The organism is Oceanobacillus aidingensis, assembly GCF_042654105.1.
Taxonomy (GTDB): Bacteria; Bacillota; Bacilli; order Bacillales; family Amphibacillaceae; genus Oceanobacillus; species Oceanobacillus oncorhynchi.
In genome coordinates, this window is sequence record NZ_JBHSFT010000042.1 from 1 (window position 1) to 25,625 (window position 25,625).

The following is a 25,625-nucleotide window of genomic DNA, read 5'->3' on the forward strand; positions in this document are numbered from 1 at the left end:
AGCGAAGAGGTCACACCTGTTCCCATGCCGAACACAGAAGTTAAGTTCTTCAGCGCCAATGGTAGTTGGGGGCTTCCCCCTGCGAGAGTAGGACGTTGCCAGGCAGCATATTGAAAAAGAGTTAAGCATCATGCTTAGCTCTTTTTTTGTTTAGAAATATATGAAAGAATGTTACTGAACGAAAAATCGCTAGGATAAACATCGACCAAGCATTCTATTTATAAGCTAGCATTAATACAAGTTTTTAGTACTTCTATTTAGCTGTTATTATAATCATACATAAAAAATAGAATTTTATTGGTGTACTGTCTTTGAAATATACGTGCTGTATGGTGAACCTCTTCAAATGTGTATGTATTATTTGAAGACATTCATAAAAATCCACGATAAGAAACATATACAATGAAGGACTTTCTTTATATTGGATATATCTCATAAATCCATTCTATACCGATTATCCGGGAGAGGAAAATGAGTGTATTTTTTTGTGGCATAGGAAATTATAGAATTATTGCTTTGTGGATAACTATTTATAGAAAAAAGCCGCGTCCAGCTCCGAGCGCCAAACTTTAGAGACTTCGCGTTGTACCCTGCGATAAAGAAGACTCAGCGATTAGCGAAACGACAGACAGAGCTAAAGTCGCGCTTATGCTTCGAGGGTAAAAAAGAAATTCGCTTTTTTTCTGCGAGATCTTTGCCCTGGGACCGGGACTGCGATTACTCGTCTCATCGAAAACCGTCGTAGCGGACATCTTCTTGGCAAGCACACCGAAGTTTTAAAGAACAAGCTGTATTCTTGTTTTTTTAACTTCGTTCCTTTTCGATATTTGAATTTTAAATTACATACTAAAAAGACGAGAAGTATCCAGGTTTAATGGTACTTCTCGTCTTTTTCCTTATTTAGATATATTCCATCGGTTATTAATGGAATCTGTTATACTTGTAATCGCTCCGTCTCCGGTAACATTACATGCTGTACCTAAGCTGTCTTGAGCAAGATATAGTGCAATCATTAAGGATACCATTGTCGGCCCGAAGCCTAACATGGATTCAAGCAGGCCGATAGAAGCCATAACAGCTCCGCCAGGTACCCCAGGCGCTGCAATCATCGTCACTCCCAATACAAGTAAGAAAGGAAAAACAGATCCAAATGTGATGGAGTCTCCCTGTAAAAATAAAACTGCAGTTGCACAGCTTAACAGGGTAATAGTGCTTCCTGATAAATGAATATTAGCAAGTAAAGGAATCGTGAAATCAGCAATATTGCTTTTTACCTTTAATTTTTTGGACTGTGCTAATGTAACAGGTATTGTAGCAGCGGAGGATTGAGTTCCAAGCGCTGTGAAATAAGCCGGCAGCATGGTTTTTAACATACGGAAAGGATTCTGTTTACTCAATGCTCCAGCAACTGAATACTGAAAGATTAAATATAAAACATGTAGCAGAATAATCATCACAAAGACAACTGCGAATACTTGTAAAATAGAAGCGACCTGTCCTGCATGTGTCATGTTGGCAAAGATTCCAAAAATATGAATTGGCAGTAATGGAATAATTGCTTTGCTGATAACTAATTCGACAATAGAGCGAAAATCAGTAAATACTTTTAATAACGTATCATTTTTTAATGCTGCCATTCCAATTCCTAAAATAAACGAAAGAATAAGTGCGGTAATTACTTCAAAAGGCGGATGAATCTCAAAATCCAAAAAACCTTCCAGCAGTGCGCCGCTTGGGTCATTAAACATTGTTAATGACTGTCCGCTTAAAATAAATGGATACAGATTGCTTGCAGCTGTATATGCTACAATACCAGCGAAGATAGTTGATACATAAGCAATTAAAGCTGTAATCGATAATAATTTTCCGGCTCCTTTTCCCATATAACCAATTCCGGGTGCGATAAACCCTAAAATAATTAGCGGGATGATAAAGCTGAGGAATCCGCCAAAAATATCATTAAATGTGGCGAACAATCGAATAAGCCAATCATTTGCAATTATTCCGACAATAATACCGAGAGCAATTGCAATAATAATACGAAATAATAAACCAAAGCGTTGCATAAGAAACTCTCCAATCTGGTTTGTAAATAATATGTAACGGACATAGTATAACTCAAAATTAAGACGATAGCCAGACTTTATTAAGTAAAACGAATGGAAAAAGAAAGGAAGTCAGCTATTTATTCATATGTTTCAAATGGTTTAGAAATGCAGCCCAAGATTATTATTTTTTGTAGAATATAGAAAAGAGAAGCATCCCGGAGGATACTTCCCAGTCTGAGATATTAACTCATTCCAAATGGTCCTAATGTTTCCGTCTCCTTGTTTCCTGAACCTGATTTTTGTTTAGAGCTGAAAAAAGGAGCTGCTTGCTGCAAAGCCTGACCTACATTTTGTTGTTGATTGGTCATAGAATAAAAAGTGGCTGCACCAATACCGACAGAGGCAACCAATGGAAGCCAAATTGAGTTTTTTTCCATACTAATCCTTCCTTTCAACATATGTGAAAAAGACAGTTAGTAAAAGCTGGCCAGTTGATAGATGGCCAGCTCAGACAGACTTATTATTTCCAGAGGAAAATAAATTATGAAAGACATTAATTAACAGCATCTATAGTTGTATCTAAGGCTGCATTCATGCCGGCTATTCTTCCGGTAACGAGTGCAGAAGTAATATTATACCCGCCTGTATAGCCATGTATATCTAAAATTTCTCCGCAAAAATATAGGCCATGCATGATTTTTGATTTCATGGTGTTTGGTACAATTTCTTTAATTGAAATACCTCCGCCAGTAACAAAAGCTTTTTCCATTGGAAGACTGCCGTGTACTTGGAAGGAGAAATTTTTAATTTCTTTTGTAAATTGAAGCATGGTGTTTTTCGAGATATTGGCACATTTTTGTTCAGAGCCGATGTCATGCGTTTCCATTAAATAGTCAAGAAGACGTTCAGGAATCAGTCCTTTGACTGCATTTTTAAACGCTTTTTTTGGATTATCTTCAAGGGTATGCATGATTTGTTTAAATAAATCATCTTCGGTTATTTCGGGTAAAATATCGAGATGCATTTCTACAGCATCTCTGCCCCGCATCAGCTCTTTAACGACAAACTGGGAACAGCGCAAAACGGCAGGACCGGAAATACCAAAATGAGTGAAAATCATATCCATCTGATGGGTGATAATTGGTTTTCCCCGTTTATTTAATACGCTTAAACGAATATCTCTTAGAGATAAGCCTTGAAGTTTTTTTTGCTTAATAAAGGCTTCTTTCGAGGTGAGCGCTACTTCTGTCGGGTAAAGTGTCGTTACCGTATGACCGGCAATTTTAGCCCATGGATAAGCATCACCTGTCGAGCCAGTGTGAGGTACCGCTTTTCCGCCGGCTGCCAGAACGATGGCGGCAGCTTCTATAGAAGGTTCTTCATCGAAGTGTACCTTGTGCAGATTCTCCCCATATTCTATTGCAGCTGCTTTTGTATTCATTTTTACGGTGACACCTTGTTCTTTTAATTGATTAATAAGTGCATTAACCACATCCATTGCTTTGTTGGATTCTGGAAACATTCTGCCATGATCTTCCTCCTTTAAAGCAATCCCGAGACCTTCAAAATAATCGATAATATCATAATTATTAAACACTGAAAAAGCACTATATAAAAATTTACCATTGCCAGGAATATGTTTTATTACTTCCTCCTGCGGTAAACGGTTTGTTACATTACAGCGGCCTCCGCCGGAGATGGCTAATTTCTTGCCCAGCTTTTTTCCTTTTTCAATCAGCAGTGTTTTGGCGCCGTGCTCTGCAGCAGATATAGCTGCCATTAATCCAGATGGTCCTCCGCCGATGACGACAACATCATAATCCAAGGTTTCTCATTCCTTTCTTTTCCTTCCGTATCGTAGCACTTTCTATAAAAATGTACAATCCTGATAAAAAATTTCTTCTATATATCATAAGGGAAATGAGGGCTGCTTAGGATGTAATAGAATGAAATGAAATTTATTTGTCGTTTTTTAGCAGATTAAATCAAGCAATGTAGACAAAAAGTATGCTAAAATTAATAGGAAGTGCTAAAATAAAGCAATCTATTTTATTAATCTAATTGTAGGTGAAAAAGTTACAATGTCAAATATGCTACGAGGAACGATGCTTTTATCAGGTGCGTCGTTCCTGTCCAAGTTTTTAGGAATGATTTTTGTTATCCCGTTTTTTGCAATCGTTGGTACGACAGGTAATGCGCTGTTTGTATATGCGTACACACCTTACAGTATTTTTATTAGTTTATCCACAGTCGGCATACCGGCGGCAGTATCAAAATTTGTATCCAAATATAACGCTTTAGGTGATTATCAAATTGGGATGCGGATGTTCCGTGCCGGCAGTGCATTAATGCTAGTCACTGGCGTTGTTGCATTCCTTGTGATGTTTTTATCAGCTGATTGGATAGGAGCACAACAAATTAAAGGAGAAGGCGGACCAATAACCCCGGATGATATCGCCTTTGTTATCCGTATGGTCAGCTTTGCACTGATTGTTATTCCGGCAATGAGTATTGTCCGGGGATTTTTTCAGGGGAATCAGTCCATGGGGCCGACGGCTATCTCCCAAACCATAGAACAAATTGTGCGCATTATAGCTATTCTGCTCGGCTCTTATATTATTGTAAATTACTTTAACGGGTCGATTACTTTAGCAGTAGGTTTTGCTGCATTTGCAGCTTTAATCGGCGCCCTGGCAGCTTGTTTGGTTCTTTTCTGGTATTGGAGAAAAAGAAAACCGTTTATTGATAAGAAAATTGCAAACCAGAAGACGACACATGATTTTCGCACGGTCGATTTATTTAAGGAATTATTTCGATATGCCGGTCCATTTGTATTAGTTGGTCTAGCTATCCCGCTATATCAGCTTGTTGATCAGTTTACATTTCAGCCTGCCATGGTTGCCAGCGGCAGAGGAGCAACATATGATACAGAATTGGCTGTTATCAATAACTTGGGACATAAAATAGTTATTATACCGATGACTATCGCTACAGGGTTATCTATGGCGATGCTGCCATCGTTAACGAATGCTTTTACACAAAACGATCAAACTACTTATACAAAACTAATTAACCAGGCTTTACAGGTTATCATGGTATTTGTCATTCCGGCAGCTGCAGGAATTGCAATTCTTTCCGATGAAATTTTTGGTTCGTTATTTACGCTGGAAGATATTGAGATTACAGGGAAATTGATGGCCTTATATGCTCCAGTGGCATTGCTCTTTGGCCTGATTACAGTAACAGCTGGGATGCTGCAGGGCCTTGATCAGCAAAATTATGCGGTTATCAGTTTATTGGCCGGTCTTTTGGTAAAAGTATTATTCAACAGTCAGTTTATTCATATGTTCGGCGGACAAGGAGCCATTTTAGGTACGGCAATTGCAGCAGGTATTGCTGTTTTGCTTAATTTAATCCGAATAAAAAGAAGTGCTGATTTTTCTTATAAACAAACAATAAAGCGAACGATTTTAATTTTGATTTTTACAGGAATGATGTGCTTCGTTATTGCAGTGTTAAAATTTGGTTTCAGCTTCTTTCTGCCATATCAGGAGGAACGCTGGGCAACGACGATGATGCTTTTCATCGGTATATCTGCAGGCGGACTATTCTATCTATTTTTAGCGTATAAATCAACATTGTTAGAACATATCTTTCAAGGGAATATACCAGGCTTAAATCGATTGAAACGCAAAAAATAAGGAGTTCTCCTATGCGATTAGATAAATTATTGGCAAATATGGCTGTTGGAAGCAGGAAAGAAGTAAAACAGCTGTTAAAAGCGAAAAAAGTCACTTTAAATAATCATGTGGTCAAAGACGGTTCGATAAAAGTAAATCCAGATATAGACAATATCCATGTAGATGGAGAGCCTGTCATTTATCAGGAATTTATTTATTTGATGCTTCACAAGCCTCCCGGAGTTGTATCGGCAACGGTCGATGCAAAGGATAAGACGGTCATTGACTTGTTATCCGAACAGGAAAGACATTTCCAGCCTTTCCCAGTGGGGAGGCTGGATAAAGATACAGAAGGTTTATTATTAATTACAAATGATGGAGATTTAGGCCACCACCTGACTTCTCCGAATAAAAATATACCGAAAATGTATCGTGCCAAGGTGAAGGGGGATCTGCCTCGGGATGTAATCCAACAATTTGCTGATGGAGTTACGCTGGAAGATGGTTACTTTACTAAACCAGCTAAACTGGAAATATTATCTGTAGATGAAGAATCGGGGATTTCTGAAGTACAAATAGAAATTACGGAAGGAAAATTTCATCAGATTAAACGGATGTTTGAAGCGGTTCAGGGGAAGGTTATCTATTTAAAGCGACATCGAATGGGAGAATTAACCCTAGATGACCAATTGGCGCGGGGAGCTTACCGCCCGCTGACCGAGGAGGAAGTAGCTTATTGCTACAGTTTAAAGAAATAAGGGGTTATGACCATGTCTCATTATTTTATAGGTATCCAGGTAAAGCCATTGTTGGCAGAGCAGCTGACAGAATGGCAGAAGCATTTCATGCAGCATCTTCCTTTTAAGCAATGGACGGATAAGGAAGATTTTCATATTACGCTTGCTTTTTTAGGAGAAGTAGGTGAAAAGTCGATAGAAACTCTCCGGAATGAGCTTTATTCTATCACAGCTTACACAGCATTTGATTTAAACAGAACAAGCTTAGGTACTTTTGGAAATAAACATCAGCCAAGGGTTTTATGGCTGGGGGTGGAAAATAATCCAATGTTGAACCGCATACAGCAGCAAGTAGTACAGATTTGTGAAATTATCGGCTATAAAAATGAGAAGAGAGCGTATACTCCGCATATTACTATCGCTAAGAAATGGGCAGATCAAAAGAAAACCGTAACAGAAGACAGCTGGAATAAAATAATATCCAATATGCCTTCCTTAGCTGAAGCATTTAACGTGGATGCGGTGGAGCTATACAAGGTACATCCTTCTTCCACTCCGAAATATGAAATCATTCAGCGTTTTCCATTGCGTCATGAGTCATTTAGCTGAATCTCATTTACAAATAAGTGTGTGAAGGGACAGTTTGCAGACCTTTCAATGGCAACTAGAAGCGTAGCAGGTTTTCTGATGAGAAAAAGGAGAGAATAGGAAAGATGGCACAGTTAATTAAGCTACAGGATTATATTTCCAGATATGAGTGGGATACCTATCGTTACCCCACTCAATATATCAGACAAAAGAAAGAACAGTGGGAACAGTTCTATTCGGAATGGCTTGATCCATCTCTGAAGGAGGAGACCAAACAAGAGGCACAGCCGGAAGCAGAAGAGGTAAAGGAAAAAAACTCACTGCTGCAAAAATGGAAAGAACGATTTATCAAATCACCGGTTGTTGTAGAGGATTTGACTCCAGACGAAGAAATCGTAAAACGGAATAAACCGTTATTAAAGCTCCCTGATACGGAAGAAGAATTAAAGCAGGTTTTTCTGGATCGCATATTGGAAATTCAGATGAAATGGGCATCATCCACTGTTTCGCAGGTTTCTGTCGTTGATTCGAATTATTATAATGATCCATTATTACGATTTTTGTTGCAGCGGTTTCCAGATACATATCTTGTGATGTACCGTCCTATATTTGAAGTGAAGCAAGCGGCAGTGGAGACAGATATTATACTTATCACACCAATTGGAGTAGAAATACTATCATTTGTTGAACTGGATACAGACGAAGTAATTATGGCTGGAGACGAACGTACCTGGACCATTACTGCTAAAAATAATGAAGAGCCGGGGCGGCTGGTCAATCCATTAATTTCGTTAAAACGGTCGGAAAAATGGATTGAACGTTTTCTGAAGGAAGAGAATATCGATATTCCGATTAAAAAAACAGTGATATCCAGAATTAATCGTATTTTATATGCCACCGCACCTTACCAGACAGAAATTATCGATAAGCTCTCCTTCCCGGAATGGTTTAAAGAGAAGCGATCTATTCATTTACCGCTGAAAAAGAGGCAGCTCAGTGTGGCTGAATCCTTGTTAAGAAACAGCTTATCGCATTCTTTTCTGAGACCGGAATGGGAAGCAGAGTAAGCTGACGATGTATTTATTGATTGTGAATCCCCATGCTGGGAATGGGAAAGCAAAGCAGGCCTTTGAGCGTATTCAAAAGATGGAAAGTTTTCACAGCATCGAGCAAAAAACTTTATTTACTGACGCACCTGGGGAGGGCAAAGTGATTGCTGCAAATTATTCCGGGGATAGAAGGATAAAGCATGTTATCGTTATCGGCGGAGACGGAACCATGCATGAAGTAATGAATGGCTGGGTGAACCAAGAAGTGCCGGTTTCTTTTATTCCGACCGGTTCTGGAAATGATTTTGCCAGAGGGACCGGTCAAAATCGGAATGCAGAGAAGCAATGGCAGAAAATCATTTCAAGTCCGGATAGGTACTGCTATTGGAATGGCAGGGTTCAACTGGACAACAGTGAGAACAAAAAATTTATCAATAGTATCGGTGTCGGGATAGATGCAATAACGACAGAAGCAGCAAATAAATCTCGATTAAAGGGCTGGCTCAATCGTCTGGGTTTGGGGAAGCTGATTTACCTGATTGCATTAATCCGGGTAATCTGGAGCTTTCAACCGATGAATATTCGTTTGAAATACGATGGAAAGGTAAGGACATTGCAAAATGTCTGGCTCATTTCTGCAGCAAATCATCCCTATTGCGGCGGAGGGTTAAAGGTAGTACCACATGCAGTCCTGCATCAGGAATATCTGTCCATACTGATTGTTCATCAGATATCCAGAAAGAAAATTCTATTATTATTCCTGCTGATTATTTTTGGCCTGCATCGTTTTTTAAAGGAAGTAGAATTATTTCGGACGAAGGAGCTGGTGATAGAGGCTGATTCACCAGTCCGCTATCAGGCAGATGGAGAAACTGGAAGGCTCCGTACTTGTCTGATTACAAAGGATCAACGGGCAGTACATATTATATAAATAGAAACTTCATTCAGTAGGAGATTTACAGACGATTCTCCATGATAAATAGTAGAAAAAGCAGATTGATTGAAATTTTATTATATTTTAATATTATTGATAATGCATGTAGATATTGTAATTTTGATCATTTCTAGATACAATAAAGACTTAACACATGAAAAAGAATCATATTATTTATCGGAAATAGAGAAGGATTGCTTGTCTATCTGATTTATAACCAGATAAAAAGCAAGAATGGTCTATTGATGAATAAAGATTTTTCGGATGTTTCTTGAACACGCACTTGAATGCTAATTTTGAAAGATGGGAAGACATTATGATTAACTGGCTCGAACATGCTTTAGGTACAGGATGGCTTGTCAGACCGGCTGGAGGTTTGACCGGCGAGGCATTTATAGCTGAAAAAAATGGAAAGCGATTGTTTTTGAAACGGAACACATCGCCTTTCTTAGCTGTACTCTCTGCAGAAGGAATTGTACCAAAGCTTATTTGGACAAAGCGAATAGAAAATGGTGATGTTATTACCGCTCAAGAATGGCTGGAAGGGCGTTCTTTGAATGAAGAAGAAATGAAGCAGCAATCTGTGGCTGATTTATTGTATAAAATACATCATTCCTCGGAATTAATGCATATGCTGTTAAAAATGGGGAAAAAACCGGTAACCTCAGATGAAAGCTTCTCCCAGCTTTGTTTACAATTAGAAAATAATGGCTTAATGCATGAGCGGGAAGAGGTACTGGAAGCAATTGGTTTGCTGGAAATGATGCTTCCTTATACAAGGAACCAAAGGCTCGCTGTATGTCATTGTGACATGAACCATAATAATTTAATCTTAACAAAAGAAAACATCATTTATTTAATTGATTGGGATAATGGAACCATTGCTGATCCTGCAACGGATATTGGTATGCTCTTAAAATGGTATATTCCAAAGGAAGATTGGAAAGAGTGGCTTATCAATTACGGAATAGAGCCGGACAGACAATGGTTTATTCGTATGTACTGGTATCTCCTGCAGGACAACCTCCAATTCTTATGCTGGCACTTTGACCGTAATGAGAAAGGGAAAGTCCAGCAAAGATTGAAGGAATTACAGGAAATCAACCAATCGATTAAAGATTTTATTGTTTCTTAGCATATCGGGATACCAATCAGAGGTTTTGCTGGACCGTATTGATCCAATGCTGAAACTGATCTTGATGATCACCAATATGTTTTGTCAGATCGGATGCAGCAGTCCCATCTTTACCATATTGGTAAATGCGCGTCAGGACGTCCCGGATATCCTGATCAGATAATTCTTGTTGAGCTAATAGGGAAGCAGTGAGCCTTTCCAACTGAGCATGTTCATTCGGAGACACAGAGGAATCAGATTGATGCTCGTCTAAAATATCACACAGTAATTGCAATTTGTTTTGCAGAGATAGTTGCATCTAAATTCACCTCGTTCCTGAGCATAGTTTAAACGGATAATGCATTATTATTCACATCATCAAAAGCTATAAAAGTGAGGAAAGCGTATATGAGACAAAGATATAAACCATGGGCAGATGATTATTTAAAGGAAAAAAATTATATTGTATTAGAGAAACCGAGCTTACATAAAGGGGAATGGAAAAAAGTTTTTGGCAACAATAATCCGATTCATGTAGAAATTGGTTCGGGTAAGGGGCAATTCATTACAGGAATGGCAAAGCAGCACCCGGATATAAACTTTATCGGCATCGAGGTAGCGAAAAGTATTATTGTTTCTACAGTTCAAAAAGTGGATGAAGAAACGTTAGATAATGTTCGCCTATTGAATGAAGATGCGAATGATTTGCTTGCTATATTTGAAGAAAATGAAATCGGGCAAATTTATTTAAATTTCTCCGATCCTTGGCCAAAAAATCGTCATGAGAAGCGTCGCTTGACCTTTAGAAGCTTCTTGGAGCAATACCAGCATATTTTGCCGGATTCAGGTCAAATCGTTCTCAAAACCGATAATCGCGGATTATTCGAGTATTCATTAGTCAGCTTTTCCGACTATGGAATGAAGCTGAAAGAAGTGAATTTAGATTTGCATGCTATTGAGGATGAAGCGAATGTGAAGACAGAGTATGAAGAAAAATTCGCTTCCATGGGACATGTCATCTATCGCTGTACAGCACAATTTTCATCTTAATAAAGAAAGCTTGATGATTCGCAAGTCTTCCAGTGCGAGACGCGTTTAAGTTCCAGAGGATGAAAATAAATGATTGACAGTACTTCTGTTTATTTGTCATAATATATACGATATGAATGGATTTGATGAACCTTTAATTCAGTCCCGCGAGGCTGGTAAGGAAAACGGATGAAGCAAAATAAATATGTCCTTTAAAGAGACGTTTCCAAAGCTTAATAAAAATGATGTTTAAGATTCTATGGTCTTTTTTATCATCCTTTTGGAACACATATTTAATGGATAATGTTCCTTTGTGTATTCTGACACCTTACCCCGGACTGGTAAGGTGTTTTTAGCTAGAGAGCAATTGGATATAGAATACATACAGAAGGGACAGGTATTGATGAAATCAAGAGAAATACAAGTACATGAACGGCTGCCATTATTACAGAGCTTGCCTTTAAGTTTGCAGCATTTATTTGCAATGTTTGGTTCCACAGTTTTAGTACCGCTTTTATTTAACGTAGATCCAGCAACTATTTTAATGATGAATGGGTTTGGCACACTGCTGTATATTTTTATAACGAAAGGGAAAATTCCTGCTTATTTAGGATCGAGCTTTGCTTTTATCGCACCAGTTACGTTAGTTCTGACAGATGGAGGAGGCTATGGTGCCGCCTTGGGTGGTTTCTTCGTAGTAGGTCTTGTTTTGACTCTGATCGGGGTGATTGTGAAATATGCGGGTACAAGCTGGATTGATGTTATTTTTCCGCCGGCAGCGATGGGAGCTATTGTAGCCGTTATTGGGTTGGAGCTTGTGCCTACAGCAGCAGATATGGCTGGATTGTTGCCGGGGGCGGATGTTCCAAGAGATATGACTGCGATAACGGTATCTTTGCTGACGCTGGGGGCAACGATTGTTTATTGGGTGACTTTAAGAGGATTTCTGAAAATTATTCCGATTCTTCTCGGTATAGTAACTGGTTATCTGATTGCGGCGATGTTTGGAATTGTTGACTTTACAACCGTACGGGAGGCTGCCTGGATTCAAATGCCGACCTATTATCAGATTGAGTTCAACTGGTCTGACATCCTTATTATTTTACCGGCTGCGCTTGTTCTTGTGCCTGAACACATTGGACATTTAGTAGTTACAGGCAATATTGTGAAGAAGGATATGGTAAAGGATCCGGGCTTAGACCGTTCTTTATTTGGTAATGGTATTTCTACGATGCTTTCCAGCTTTTTCGGATCGACACCAAATACAACATATGGTGAAAATATTGGAGTTCTTGCGATAACAAGAGTATATTCTACATGGATTATCGGCGGAGCTGCGGTGTTAGCAATTATCCTTTCCTTCTGCGGAAAGCTTGCTGCTTTAATTTCATCTATTCCAACACCGGTTATGGGCGGTATTTCTTTACTGCTTTTCGGGATTATCGCGGTAAGCGGTTTGCGTATGCTTGTAGAGCAGCAGATTGATTATAATAATTCGCAAAATCTTATCCTGACCTGTGTAGTATTGGCAATTGGTGTCAGCGGAGCCAGCATTGAACTTGGTGCAGTAGAATTGACAGGAATGGGGCTGGCGACCATTGTTGCCATTTTAATCAGCTTATTCTTTAAACTGCTGGATGCTTTAAACTTATCGAATGAGGATAAGTAAATAAATATATGAATGAGGCATAGAAAGAAAACTGCACTCGAATGAAATTGGAGAGAATTTCATATAGAGCGGCAGTTTTCTTTTTCAAATAACAATTTTTGCAATAAGAAAGCATAAACAATGAAAAATAGAAAGCGATAACAACTCCTATACAGTCATTGTTTGATATAAAAAGTAGAATAGAAACGCACCATACCAGCCTGGAAGCTGGTTAAATTTTTTATTGACGAACCATCTGTTTGGTGATAATATTTCGATTATCACTAAAATAGTTTCGTTATTGATAGAAGATTCGAAGCAGTTCCATACGCTTGTGGACTGCATTTTTACACTATAGACTATGAATTTTCTTCAAAAGAATCATAAAATTATGAAATCATTTAAAACTCTATTAATAGTCTGAAAAATATGTGAATATATACACATCTATAGGCGTAATTCACAGAATCTTTCATATAACGGAACCATTTAAACAGTTAGCCGATTGTCTTTGGGCATAGAAATGTTCATAATCTCTTAGAGGACAGACAGCAGGAAAAACATAATTTAATTAATTGGAGGATGAATGAACATGGCACAAATGCTTGCATTAGTTCTTATTGTATTGATTTTATATATTGGAGACGTGGTTGCTGCCAAAACCAAGGCTTGGGTACCGTCGATTTTTGTCTGTGCCGTTCTGTTTTTAGCGGGTTATTGGACCTTTTTCCCGCAGGATATAGTTGAAATAGCAGGTATACCTCCTGTAGTTGCTACAGTGCTGATGTACATGCTGATTGTAAATATGGGGACACTATTATCCTTAAAGGAGCTGAAGCAGCAATGGCGTACGATTTTAATCGCTCTCGGCGGTGTTTTAGGTGTTGTTGCCTTTCTGCTTAGCTTTGGCACCTTACTTTTCGGATTTCAGGCTATGGTTGTCGCCGTTCCACCGTTAGTGGGAGGGCTGGTATCCTCACTGATTATGTCAGAAGGTGCTGCAGAAGCAGGTCTGGTAAGCTTATCTGTATTTGCAATCGTTATTTATGTGATGCAAGGCTTTGCAGGTTATCCTTTAACATCTGTGATGTTGAAAAAAGAAGGAAAGCAATTATTGAATAAAATACGCAGCGGTGAATTAAAAGAAGCTGATACATCGAATAAAACAGCAGCTGAAGAGTACGAAGGTGCAAAGTTATTTAGGAATCTCCCGGAACAATATAATACCAGTTATTTTATATTTTTTAGATTAGCTGTTACCGGGTTCCTTGCTTATCAGATATCTGCATGGCTGGAGCCAGTCGTATCTGTCAGTCCGATGGTCCTTTGTCTGTTATTCGGTGTTATCGGCAGAAGTGCCGGTTTCTTGGAAAAGCAGGCGCTGCAGAAGGCAAACGGGTTTGGTTTTGCGATGTTGGGGCTGATGCTTTATATTCTTGACGGATTAAGAAATGCTACCCCGGATATGATGCTTGACATTATCTACTTATTAGTCGGAAGTATTCTTTTAGCTGTAATCGGAATGTATATCTTCTCCTTTATTGTTGGCAGGCTGTTTAAGGTCAGCAAAGCAATGGCATATGCAATATCCTTAACTGCCTTTTACGGGTTTCCAGCGGATTATGTAATTACCAATGAGGTGATCACCTCATTGACGAAGGATACAAAGGAAAGAGAAATATTGACGAGCCATATGCTCCCTCCGATGCTGGTTGGCGGATTTGTGACCGTAACGATTGTTTCTGTTATACTAGCAGGAGTATTTGTCAGTTTCTTGTAGATTGAAGGAGGAATCATTACGTGAAAGCAAACCAGGAACGCATTGAAAAACATATTAAAGCATTAAGCAGATATACAGCGACGCCGAATGAAGGAACCACCCGTTTGACTTACAGTGAAGAAGATTTACAAGCCCGTATCTATATTAAAGAGCAGATGGAAGCATATGGGTTAGAAGTAAGAGAAGACGGTCTCGGCAACATTTTTGGCAAGCTGGAAGGTGAAAAGAAGGATGCGCCAAGTGTAATTGTAGGATCTCACTTTGACAGTGTTCCTCATGGCGGAGATTATGACGGTCCGGCTGGTGTGATTGCCGGTCTAGAAATCGCTGCATTATTCCAGGATAATCAAGTTAAGCCGGTATATCCATTAGAAATTATTGCGATGATTGAAGAAGAAGGATCAAGGTTTGGCGGCGGTTTAATGGGCTCCAGAGGAATTGCCGGATATCTTTCAAAGGATGATGTTCAAGAGACCAAAGATAAGGACGGTATCTCTGTCCCCGAGGCAATGAAAAAGATTGGTTTGGATCCTTCATTAGAGGTGAAACGAGATCCAGAAACAATCAAAGCATTTTTAGAAATGCATATTGAACAGGGGCCTATTCTAGAAGAAGAGCAGATTTCCGTGGGAGTGGTGGAATCTATTGTCGGATTAACACAATTAGAGGTAACGATTGACGGGAAAGCAGGACATGCTGGTACAACACCGATGGATCGGCGCTCTGATGCGTTAGTAGCGGCTGCCAATATCATTTCCAAGCTTCCGCAGATTGCAATGGAAGAAGGAGAAGGAACGGTGACAACGGTAGGAAGACATCAGGTATTTCCAAACGGAGCAAATGTAATTCCGGATAAAGTTGTTTTCTCTGTGGATATCCGTTCCAGCAAAGAAGCACATGTAAAAAATGTCGTGCAGAAAGTAAAAAATCTGGTTCGCTCTTGGGAAGCCAATGGTATTCAGACTGCAGTAGAGCAGTCCTTATACATGCAGCCTAAGGAACTGAACAAGAAAATTCGTTCTATACTTGAAGCATCATGTGCGCAGTTAGGTACCTCTTTTATCAACATGCACAGCGGAGCGGGACATGATGCGATGGTCCTTTCCGATATAACGGATGTCGGATTGATTTTTGTGCCGAGTAAAGACGGTCTCAGTCACTGCCCGGAGGAATGGACCGCAATCCATGAGCTTGCTGCAGGCATCGAAGTATTATACGAAACTGCATTAAAATTAACGGAAAAATCCTAGTGTCGATTTGGCACTGGGATTTTTTTAATAGGTTATATCATATATGTTATGATAATAAAAAGAAGAAACGATGGAGTAAACATGGTCAAAAAAAAGCCTGCTGAAAAATTCAAGCCGGCTTTTGCAGATGTATTGATTAATTTATGTAATGATGGTAAAATATAAAAGTTAAAGATATACTAAATAATATATATCCATATATTATAATTATACATTATAATAATAAGTATGTCAACAGTTGTTTTCGGAAATAAAGGGGGAAGTTGATGGATAAGCAAAGGGATAGCCACGAATTTGAATATCAGCGACTAGAGAAGGTATTAGATATTATTGATAAGAAACAACATGCTTTGAAGGAACAATCCTCCAAGGTGAAGGAAGATGTCGTTGAATTACGTAAAACATTCTGGGATGATATTACCGTTAATATGGATGAAATGGATGACATTATTGAGACACAGGAAAGTATTAAGCAGCAATCCAATATCCTCGCACAGAAAGAGCGGCATTACGGGAAAAATTATCAGCGGATGAACCAATTAGAACGGCTGAAAAACCAGCCTTACTTTGGGAGAGTTGATTTTCAGGAAGAAGGCAGTGAAGAAATCGAGAAAATTTATATTGGTACTTCTTCGTTAATGGATGAAGAAGAGAAGGATTTTCTTATTTATGACTGGCGGGCTCCGATTTCCAGTATTTATTATGACTATGCTCCAGGCCCGGTAGAGTACCGGACGGAGGAAGAAACAGTGAATGGCGACATGAGCTTAAAACGACAATATATGATCCGGAATGGAAAAATGAAAGGAATCTTTGACACCTCCGTAACTATTATAGATGAGATGCTCCAGGAAAGCTTGAGCGGGGCGGCTGATACACAAATGAAATCGATTGTTTCTACGATTCAGCAAGAGCAAAATGCCGTTATCCGTCATCGCGGCAGTAAGGTGCTTGTTGTACAAGGTGCAGCGGGAAGCGGAAAAACATCTGCAGCATTACAGCGCATTGCCTATTTGCTTTATCATCATCGGACTAATTTGACAGCGGACCAGGTGCTGCTTTTATCTCCAAATGATTTATTCTCAAGCTATGTAGCAAATGTGCTCCCTGAATTGGGCGAGGAGCCGGTCAACCAGCAAACCTTTCATCAATTCGTTCTCAAAGGAACAGATAAAGCATTACATGTAGACACCCCCTTTGAACAGATTGAAAAGCTGATGGGATTAGAAGAAGAAAAACAGAAATCATTAAGGGATGCAATTCAGTATTTTTCCAGTACGGCTTTTATGGACATAATTAATCAGCATTTAGAGAAATTAAATCAAACAAATCTTGTTTTCCGCTCTATCCGTTTTCGAAATGAATTACTCATTGATAAGACGGAGATTGAAGATTATTTTGCATCCTTGGAGAAGGATATGCGTCTTCCAAATAAAATGGAGCAGTTAAGAAATTGGCTGCTGCAGCGCATTCGTGCATTTCAAAAGGAAGAAATCGAAAAAGATTGGGTTTTGGATCAAATCCAGCTGTTAACCAAAGATGACTATATGAAAGCTTATCATGAAGCAGAGAATGAACATGAAGAAAGCAGTATCCAGGATGAAGAAAAGGTTTTGAGAGAGAAAATTATTCGTAAAACATTTGCTCCATTGCAAAATATGATCCGTCAGAACCGTTTTATTAATACATTTAAAATGTATATGGACTTTATCGCAGAATTGAATGGAACCAGTGCGCTTCAACAATATAAAGCAGAAGCAATTAGGCAGCTCCGGAAAAAACAGCTTCCATGGGAATTGGCAACTGCTTATAACTACTTTAAAGGGGAAATGATTGGCCACCAGGTTAACCGGCCTGTGCATCTGATTGTAATGGATGAGGCACAGGATTATACGCCTTTTCAATTTGCTTATTTAAGGCATCTTTATCCGTATGCCAGTTTTACACTGCTTGGGGATGTAAATCAGGCAATTTATTCCTATGCATCGGAGGAAAATCCGATTCAGGAGAATATTTCGTTTAAGGAAAGTACGGAGCGGATCGTATTAACGAAAAGCTATCGCTCAACGAAGCCGATTGCAGATTTCACATCATACTTTTCACCGAGCAGTGAACCGGTTGAACCCTTTGAACGTAGTGGTTCACTTCCAGAGGTCATTCATTTGACAAAATCCATTTCTGAAAAGGATGCATTGCTTCATAAAATAGAAGAGAAGCAGCAGGAAGGCCATGAAACGATTGCGATTATAGCGAAGACGGCAGGTGCCTGTGATAAAATATATCAACAGCTGCATAAAGAAATAGATATCAAACAGATTAATGAGCATACCAAAACCTATCAAAAAGGGGTTGTGGTTGTTCCTGTCTATTTAGCAAAGGGGATTGAATTTGATGCGGTGATTCTTGCAGATGCTTCCAGTGAAGTGTATTCACACCCTACAGATAAATATTTGCTTTATACCGCGTGCACCCGTGCTATGCATGATTTGACCTTATTGTACTCTGATAAAATATCTCCTTTTTTAAGTGAGGTTCCTAAAGAGAAATACAGGTATGCGACGATTGTGGAAAGGTGAGAAAAAGTATGAAGAAGGATTTCCGTACCTTGCGATAAAGGTTTGGAAATCCTTTTTTATTGCAGTGTAACTGACTGTGCGATTTTCAACATCGAGACACAAGGAAAATCCGAAGTTGCAGTTTTTCTTCTCTGGAGATTGGCAAATAATAAAAATGGAGACAGAATGATATCCAATCCTGTCTCCATTTTTTCTTATTGATAATTATTTGTCTCAAAAAGGTCAATCAGCTCAATATCTGGATTTTTATCTTTAAACCAGTTTAATGCAAATTCATTTCGGAACAGCACGAGCGGCTGATCATGACGGTCACGTACCAGCAGATTTCCAGAATCAAACAAGGAAGCATCTGCCTGCTCAGGATTTAGCCATCTTGGAATCCGTTCACCAATTGGCTCCATGATTACTTGGGCATTGTACTCATTTTCCATGCGGTAGGTGAAGACCTGATATTGCAATTCTCCGACGGCGCCTAAAATAAAGGAATCTGTTAATTTATCCCGGAACAGCTGAATAGCGCCTTCCTGAACAAGCTGTTCAATCCCTTTACGAAACTGCTTCGATTTCAATGCGTTTTTTGCCATGACCTTTTTGAAGATTTCCGGCGGGAACTGCGGCAGTTCATCAAATTCATATTTTTCTTTGCCGGTCAGCAACGTATCTCCGATTTGGTAGGCATTGGGATCATAAATACCGATAATATCGCCGGCGTATGCTTCTTCAATGGTTTCTCTGGAAGACGCCACCATTTGTTGGGATTGAGCCAGTTTTAATTCTTTCCCGGTCCGTGCTAACGCAACACTCATCCCGCGTGTGAATTTTCCGGAACAAACACGTAGAAAAGCAATTCGATCACGATGGGCAGGATTCATATTGGCTTGGATTTTAAAAATAAATCCAGAGAAGTCTTCTTCTTCCGGTTTTACGGCACCTTTGGTCGACTTACGCGGTGTCGGACTCGGTGCTAAGCGGATAAAGGAATCAAAAAATGTTTGCACGCCGAATGGGGAAAGTGCGCTTCCGAAGAAAACAGGTGTAAGTTCGCCGTTTAAAATGGCTTCTTCAGAATAAGTATTTCCAGCTTCCTCAACAAGCTCCAGTTCATTGACTGCATCTTGGTAGGTTCCATTTTCAGTTAACTCTGGGTGATTTTCTAATTCTTTATAAGGGATATAGCTTTCCTCTGCTCCTGGATGATGCTGTACAAATTGTTCATTTTCCCGGTCAAAAATTCCGAGGAAGCCTTTTCCCATGCCAGCCGGCCAGTTCATTGGATACGTATCGATTTCTAATACCTCTTCTAATTCCTCCAATAAAGCTAATGGCTCTTTTCCTTCCCGGTCTAATTTATTCATAAAAGTAAAGATAGGAATTCCTCGCATCCGGCAAACCTTGAACAGTTTGATGGTCTGTGCTTCAATTCCTTTCGTAGAATCAATAATCATCACAACACTGTCAACAGCGGTTAAAGTCCGGTACGTATCCTCACTGAAATCTTCGTGTCCCGGGGTATCTAAAATATTGATATGAAAACCCTCATATTCAAAGTTCATGACACTGGATGTAACCGAAATACCACGTTGTTTCTCAATTTCCATCCAGTCGGATGTAGCGAATTTGCCGGATTTTTTCCCTTTGACTGTTCCTGCTGAACGGATAAGGTTGCCATATAACAGTAATTTTTCTGTCATTGTTGTCTTCCCGGCATCGGGATGCGAGATAATCGCAAATGTTTTTCTTTTCTGTACTTCTTCTTGAATTGACATAGTGAAATCCTTTCTATCATAGACTGATCCATCTTTTACAGCTTTATACGTGTTTGTTTATAGATCAGAAGCTAATGTTTAAAAATCATCATTTGTTTATTAGATGTTTGCCTATTGTTGCTTTATAATATGCAATAGATATATCATACTACAATTTAACCTCTTTCGTGAAATAGAAATCAGGTAATATAATAAAAAAGTCAATCAGATATTAATTCTGACAGCGTGAATTTAAAATATGTGAAATGAATGAAAAGGTCGTGCAGGAAATGGTATGGGTACCCAAACAAGAAATAAAAGAACGATGCGGAGAGTTGTCTTATAAATATGGAGAACGTCTGTGGAAAAAGGGAAATGTGCAGTTAACCTTTTTGGAACAGCAGCTGATTGGAACGGTCAGAACTACGGATGATTTCCATATTACAGTCACGTATCGAAATAATAAAATAGAGAGCACTGCGTGCAGCTGTCCGAAGCTCGGATCTTATACATTAGATTGTCAGCATATCGCTGCGGTCTTAATCGGTATCCACGAAACAGGAGAGCCGGAAGCTGCCACACCGTCGCTGACAGGAAAGCCGGATAAGGAATTTCGTCAGCGCGGCTATTTTGAGACAAGGCAGGCTATTCCGGTTCATTTTTACCTGCGTATTCCAGCAGAACCGGAACGGGCCGCATTGCAAATGGCTGTTCAAATCGATGGAAAAATTGTCCATGATATTATTGCTTTTTTAGAAGCATTGAAAAGCGGAAGGCATTTTTCAATTGCTGATAATCTATCCTTTGATGCAAGCAAATTTTATTTTGAAGATGATTGCAATCAGATTTTAGAACAGCTTATCCATATCTATGAGGACCAGCAGATGATTGGCAAGCTCTTTGAGGATAAAACAAGCTGGGTTTCGGTCCCGGCTTCAGCTTGGGACCGTATGGAGAAATTACTATCTGCAAGCCCGCTGGTATCCCTTTATATGGAGGCAAATGATTATCATAAGCAGCCATTACATTTTTATGATGCACTGCCTCCGCTTTCTTTTCGTGTCTATCAGTCAGATGCAGATTATTCCATCGCTTTTCGAGAAAGAAAAGCTACATTTTTTTTGCTTGCTTATCAGCTTATTTATCAGAGCGGATCCCTTTATTTATTAACAGAAGAAGAAAAGCAGCTGATTACTTTATGCGAGCAGCTATGGCAAAAGCAAACACAAACCATCGTTGTCAGCAGGGAGCAAATGGTTTCTATCTCAGCACTTTTAGAGCGGATTGGTGAAGTGGAGGATAGGACAGGAATGCTAAAGCATCTTAATACTCCGCTGAAAGCTGGTGTTTATATAGATCGGGTCCATAATCGTCTTCTGGCTGGTGTGGAATTCCAATATGGAGATAAAAAGATAACGCCATTTGAGAAAACAAGTCTGATTCGCCGGGATAAAGAAAAGGAAGCAGAAATTATTGCTTTCCTGGAAAAAAGTGGATTTGCGAATACGGGAGGCAGTTTTATTCTGCAAAATGAACAGCTGGAATATGATTTCTTATATCATCATTTACCAGTATTGTATAAGATGGCCGATGTTTTTGTAACGAATGCCGTTCGTAATCAAATCAGCAAGAAGCGGTTTCAGCCAATTGTACGTGTGAAGCATAAGCGTGACAGAACAAATTGGCTTTCCTTTGCCTTTCAAGTGAAAGGTTTTTGGGAGCAGGAGGTTCGACAGATTCTGGAAGCGATAGAAGAAAAGCGGCCTTACTATCGCTTAAAGGATGGTTCTTTTCTGACATTGGAAACAGAGGAGGTAAAAGAATTAGAAAAATATCTGCTTTCCGTTTCGATGACCCCTTCTGAAATTCTGGAGGAAATTGAGCTGTCGCTGAAGGAGGGTTTGTCATTTGCGCATCGGATGGAGGATAACGGTTATCTGGCTGATGGAGCAGCTGTGAAGGAAATGATTCATGCTATTCAGGTACCGGCAAAGGAGAAGTATCCAATCGCAAAAGAAATTAAGCCGATTTTAAAGCCTTATCAGCAGGACGGCGTGCGCTGGATGCTGGCGGTGGCTGAATCTGGTCTGGGCGGCGTGCTGGCAGATGAAATGGGGTTAGGGAAAACCGTGCAGGCTATCGCTTTTTGTATCACGAAATTTCAGCAGCAAAAGAAAAAAGCATCTATTCTGATTGTCTGTCCGACCTCGCTGAGCCATCAGTGGAAGCAGGAATGGGAATTATTTGCCCCGGCTTTTTCCGTTGATATATTGGAAGGTACCGTTAAGGAGAGAAATCAAAAAAAGAAAGCATTTAAAGAACAGGATGTATGGATTGTTTCCTATGGTGTATTGAAAAATGAAATCGATTGGCTGAAGAAGAAGGCTGCTTTCCAGACGATTATTTTTGACGAGGCGCAAACCTTTAAAAATCCTGCGACACAGGTTTTCCGTACAGTAAAGAAATTAACAGCCGATTATCAGTTTGCGTTAACAGGTACACCATTAGAAAATAAAGTAGAGGATGTATGGGCGATTTTTCATGTTATATTTCCTGAATTGCTCGGCGGCTTGAAGGATTTTTCCTGGCTTACTAATGATCAGGTGCTGAGAAGAGTTCACCCATTTATGCTGCGGAGAGAGAAAAAGGATGTGCTCCAGGACTTGCCGACCAAAACGGAATATATTGAACGTGTTCCGCTGACGGAAGAACAAAAACAAATCTATATTTCCTATTTATCCAAGTTAAGACATCCGAAATTTAAACATTTGGATCGTGCAACGATTCGTAAAAATCGTATTCGTATCTTAGCGGGACTGACCCGGTTAAGACAAATTTGTTGTGACCCGGCATTATTTGTACGGGATTATCATGGAGAGTCAGCTAAACTTAAGCGGCTGATGGAAATTGTGAAGGATGCCAAACGTTCCGGAAAACGGCTGTTGATTTTTTCTCAATTTACGCAAATGCTGCAGCGAATAGGTGATTTATTAAGGGCAGAGGAAATTTCCTACTTTTATTTGGACGGGCAAACACCTGCTGAGGAACGGATCCAACTTTGCCGCGCTTTTAATCAGGGAAAGAATGATATTTGCCTGATATCGCTGAAAGCTGGCGGTACTGGATTAAATTTAGTGGGTGCTGATACGGTTATTTTATACGATACATGGTGGAACCCGGCAGTAGAAGACCAGGCAATCGATCGTGCACACCGAATCGGACAAACAGATGATGTTACCGTTATTAGGATGCTGGCCGAAGGAACCATTGAAGATAAAATGTTCGAGCTCCAGCAGAAAAAAAGAAATCTGATTGAACAGATGGTACAGACGAAGGACTTATGGAATAATCAGCTGACAGATGAAGACGTAGAGAAACTGCTCCTGGGAACGCTGGAATAAAAGAAATGGCTTAAAAAGAAGAGGTAAAGCCTCTTCTCTTTTAAATTCTTAAAAATATAGTTAAATGTGATATAAGCAGCTGGCTAGCGTAGTGTATTTCCGTAGCGGCCGCTTACAGCAAATTTATATCTATTATGTTACCCATGGATTTTGGTGAAGAGAAAAAAAGAAAATAAATATATCTAATCAAAATGAAGCTTGACGTTTTGTTAAACAAATGATTATGCTTAAGAAGAGAACGAATAACTTTGCATGAAATCAAGGGAGGCTGCTTATTATGGTGACATCAAAAGAAGTCATGGAACTTACCTCTGCCTATGGTGCAAATAACTACCATCCATTGCCGGTAGTTGTTGCAGAGGCAGAAGGAGTCTGGGTGAAGGATCCTGAAGGAAATAAATACATGGATATGCTAAGTGCATACTCTGCTGTCAATCAGGGACATCGGCACCCAAAGATTATTCAAGCACTGAAAGATCAGGCAGATAAAGTCACACTTACTTCAAGAGCTTTTCATAATGAATTATTAGGGCCTTGGACAGAGCGCCTTGCGAAATTAACCAATAAAGATAAAGTCCTGCCGATGAATACCGGAGCAGAAGCAGTAGAAACAGCGATAAAAGCAGCGCGCAGGTGGGCATATGAAAAAAAGGATGTTGACGCGAATCAAGCGGAGATTATTGCAGCAAAAGGAAATTTCCATGGCAGAACAATGAATGCGATTTCATTATCGAATGATCCGGATGCAACTACAAATTATGGCCCCTTTGTGCCAGGGATATATAAGATAAATTATGGAGATATTCAAGCGTTAAAAGAAACCATCACACCAAATACAGCAGCAATTATTATCGAACCGATTCAAGGAGAAGCAGGTATTCTCATCCCGCCGGAAGGCTATTTGCAGGAAGTTCGAAAAATATGTGATGAAGAAAATATATTATTTATTGCCGATGAAGTACAGACTGGTTTTGCCCGCACTGGAAAAATGTTTGCCTGTGAATGGGAAAATGTAGAGCCAGATATTTATGTGATGGGGAAAGCATTAGGCGGAGGTGTGCTCCCTATCTCTGCCATTGCTGCTAATAAAGCGATTATGGATGTTTTTACGCCCGGTTCACATGGCTCAACATTTGGAGGTAATCCATTAGCCTGTGCTGTTTCGATGGCAGCATTGGATGTAATTGAAGAAGAAGAACTGGTTGATAAATCACTTGAACTGGGCGAATACTTTGCAATTGAATTATCTGCTATCAGCCACCCTGATTTGAAGGAGGTCCGGGCTAGAGGATTATTTATCGGTGTAGAATTTACGAAGCCTGTCCGGCCGATTTGTGAAGCATTGAAGGAAAACGGCATTTTGTGTAAAGAAACCCATGAAACCACCATTCGTTTTGCACCGCCGTTAGTGATTACAAAAGAAGAGCTTGACTGGGCACTGGATAAAATAAAGAAAGTGCTCCAGGCGAATTAAATATATTCTTTACGTCCCAATGAATTTTCATTGGGGCTTTTTTTATGGTGTGCCGGCCTTCTCTGAGGCAGTACGTTATTAATTCCCAAACAGTGCCAGTATGGAAATAAATCATTAGGCAAAAGATAAGCTGTGAGGAGGTGAGAAACAGTGAAAACACTACATGCAATTGCAGTTACGTTATTGATTATTGGTGCTATTAACTGGGGACTGATTGGATTTTTTCAATTTGATCTAGTATCCGCAATTTTTGGCGGACAGACGGCTGTTCTTTCTCGAATTATTTATGGACTCGTTGGAATTAGTGCTATTTATTATCTTACCACTTTATTCTCTGGAGTTGGTGAACCTGTTCAGGATTCAGATCATTTGCAGACTGGCTTCCAAACAGAGTTCAGTGAAGAACATGGCATTGAAGAAGAAATTGACGATAAATAATGAAACAAAAATAACCTTTTGAATAAATAAAATACGGCTGCCTTTTTACCAATTACTGTTTTTTTCGCTTTAAAACAGCTTAAAGCGGTAATTGGATAGGGCAGCCGACATTATCAGGAAGTGGGGAAGAACCT

At 39.5% G+C, this 25,625-nt stretch carries 19 protein-coding genes and 1 rRNA gene; 15 read left to right on the plus strand and 5 right to left on the minus strand.

All coding sequences use genetic code 11. From position 1 onward, the window contains the following. Window positions 1–104, plus strand: a 5S ribosomal RNA gene (rrf, locus tag ACFO3P_RS15350); the annotation flags it as partial. A 792-nt stretch (window positions 105–896) separates the two neighbouring features. On the opposite strand, the gene ACFO3P_RS15355 is transcribed toward rrf, so the two are convergent. The 3 genes from ACFO3P_RS15355 to ACFO3P_RS15365 form a co-directional block, all read right to left on the minus strand. Beyond that, on the minus strand, window positions 897–2,066 hold the full coding sequence (locus tag ACFO3P_RS15355) for a dicarboxylate/amino acid:cation symporter (protein ID WP_289585431.1): 1,170 nt from the start codon (window positions 2,064–2,066) through the stop codon (window positions 897–899). Window positions 2,067–2,290: 224 nt separating this feature from the next. After that, window positions 2,291–2,485 (minus strand): hypothetical protein, encoded by a 195-nt coding sequence (locus tag ACFO3P_RS15360; protein ID WP_042535593.1) that lies wholly within the window; start codon window positions 2,483–2,485, stop codon window positions 2,291–2,293. Window positions 2,486–2,601: 116 nt separating this feature from the next. Further along, window positions 2,602–3,873, minus strand: coding sequence for a BaiN/RdsA family NAD(P)/FAD-dependent oxidoreductase (locus ACFO3P_RS15365; protein ID WP_212929545.1), 1,272 nt, complete (start codon window positions 3,871–3,873; stop codon window positions 2,602–2,604). Between the two features lie 256 nt (window positions 3,874–4,129). Here ACFO3P_RS15365 and ACFO3P_RS15370 point away from each other — a divergent pair, with 256 nt between their 5' ends. The 6 genes from ACFO3P_RS15370 (at window position 4,130) to ACFO3P_RS15395 (ending at window position 10,171) form a co-directional block, all read left to right on the plus strand. Then, window positions 4,130–5,749 (plus strand): putative polysaccharide biosynthesis protein, encoded by a 1,620-nt coding sequence (locus ACFO3P_RS15370; RefSeq protein ID WP_289585430.1) that lies wholly within the window; start codon window positions 4,130–4,132, stop codon window positions 5,747–5,749. Window positions 5,750–5,760: 11 nt separating this feature from the next. Then, window positions 5,761–6,486 (plus strand): pseudouridine synthase, encoded by a 726-nt coding sequence (locus ACFO3P_RS15375; RefSeq protein ID WP_042535590.1) that lies wholly within the window; start codon window positions 5,761–5,763, stop codon window positions 6,484–6,486. Window positions 6,487–6,498: 12 nt separating this feature from the next. Then, window positions 6,499–7,074 (plus strand): RNA 2',3'-cyclic phosphodiesterase, encoded by a 576-nt coding sequence (thpR, locus tag ACFO3P_RS15380; protein WP_289585429.1) that lies wholly within the window; start codon window positions 6,499–6,501, stop codon window positions 7,072–7,074. A gap of 104 nt (window positions 7,075–7,178) precedes the next feature. Continuing rightward, entirely contained in the window at window positions 7,179–8,120 is a 942-nt protein-coding gene (locus ACFO3P_RS15385; protein ID WP_256704931.1) for a nuclease-related domain-containing protein, read from the plus strand. Window positions 8,121–8,127: 7 nt separating this feature from the next. Next, window positions 8,128–9,033 (plus strand): diacylglycerol/lipid kinase family protein, encoded by a 906-nt coding sequence (locus tag ACFO3P_RS15390; protein WP_042535586.1) that lies wholly within the window; start codon window positions 8,128–8,130, stop codon window positions 9,031–9,033. A 319-nt stretch (window positions 9,034–9,352) separates the two neighbouring features. Further along, entirely contained in the window at window positions 9,353–10,171 is an 819-nt protein-coding gene (locus ACFO3P_RS15395; RefSeq protein WP_289585428.1) for a phosphotransferase family protein, read from the plus strand. Window positions 10,172–10,187: 16 nt separating this feature from the next. Here the strand turns inward: ACFO3P_RS15395 and ACFO3P_RS15400 are convergent, their stop codons facing one another. Beyond that, window positions 10,188–10,469 (minus strand): YtzH-like family protein, encoded by a 282-nt coding sequence (locus ACFO3P_RS15400; protein WP_289585427.1) that lies wholly within the window; start codon window positions 10,467–10,469, stop codon window positions 10,188–10,190. 89 nt (window positions 10,470–10,558) lie between these two features. Between ACFO3P_RS15400 and trmB the strand changes: the two genes are divergently transcribed. The 5 genes from trmB (at window position 10,559) to helD (ending at window position 18,433) form a co-directional block, all read left to right on the plus strand. After that, on the plus strand, window positions 10,559–11,200 hold the full coding sequence (gene trmB / locus ACFO3P_RS15405) for a tRNA (guanosine(46)-N7)-methyltransferase TrmB (protein ID WP_042535580.1): 642 nt from the start codon (window positions 10,559–10,561) through the stop codon (window positions 11,198–11,200). Between the two features lie 382 nt (window positions 11,201–11,582). Next, window positions 11,583–12,848, plus strand: coding sequence for a uracil permease (gene uraA / locus ACFO3P_RS15410; protein ID WP_212929546.1), 1,266 nt, complete (start codon window positions 11,583–11,585; stop codon window positions 12,846–12,848). 571 nt (window positions 12,849–13,419) lie between these two features. Then, window positions 13,420–14,607: a hypothetical protein gene (locus ACFO3P_RS15415; protein ID WP_042535576.1), complete on the plus strand. Its 1,188-nt coding sequence runs from the start codon at window positions 13,420–13,422 to the stop codon at window positions 14,605–14,607. Window positions 14,608–14,627: 20 nt separating this feature from the next. Continuing rightward, window positions 14,628–15,857 carry a Zn-dependent hydrolase gene (locus ACFO3P_RS15420; RefSeq protein ID WP_193064369.1) on the plus strand — a complete coding sequence of 410 codons (1,230 nt, stop codon included), beginning with the start codon at window positions 14,628–14,630 and terminating at the stop codon, window positions 15,855–15,857. Between the two features lie 266 nt (window positions 15,858–16,123). After that, a complete protein-coding gene (helD, locus tag ACFO3P_RS15425) occupies window positions 16,124–18,433 on the plus strand; it encodes an RNA polymerase recycling motor HelD (RefSeq protein ID WP_289585426.1) in 2,310 nt (769 codons plus the stop codon). A 194-nt stretch (window positions 18,434–18,627) separates the two neighbouring features. On the opposite strand, the gene ACFO3P_RS15430 is transcribed toward helD, so the two are convergent. Continuing rightward, complete coding sequence (locus ACFO3P_RS15430; RefSeq protein ID WP_212929542.1) at window positions 18,628–20,199, minus strand: peptide chain release factor 3; 1,572 nt, start codon at window positions 20,197–20,199, stop codon at window positions 18,628–18,630. Window positions 20,200–20,468: 269 nt separating this feature from the next. Here ACFO3P_RS15430 and ACFO3P_RS15435 point away from each other — a divergent pair, with 269 nt between their 5' ends. The 3 genes from ACFO3P_RS15435 (at window position 20,469) to ACFO3P_RS15445 (ending at window position 25,491) form a co-directional block, all read left to right on the plus strand. Beyond that, window positions 20,469–23,579 (plus strand): SNF2 helicase associated domain-containing protein, encoded by a 3,111-nt coding sequence (locus ACFO3P_RS15435; RefSeq protein ID WP_289585425.1) that lies wholly within the window; start codon window positions 20,469–20,471, stop codon window positions 23,577–23,579. 277 nt (window positions 23,580–23,856) lie between these two features. Beyond that, complete coding sequence (locus ACFO3P_RS15440) at window positions 23,857–25,053, plus strand: ornithine--oxo-acid transaminase (RefSeq protein WP_212929533.1); 1,197 nt, start codon at window positions 23,857–23,859, stop codon at window positions 25,051–25,053. A 150-nt stretch (window positions 25,054–25,203) separates the two neighbouring features. Continuing rightward, window positions 25,204–25,491: a DUF378 domain-containing protein gene (locus ACFO3P_RS15445; RefSeq protein ID WP_042535564.1), complete on the plus strand. Its 288-nt coding sequence runs from the start codon at window positions 25,204–25,206 to the stop codon at window positions 25,489–25,491. Window positions 25,492–25,625 lie beyond the last annotated feature (134 nt).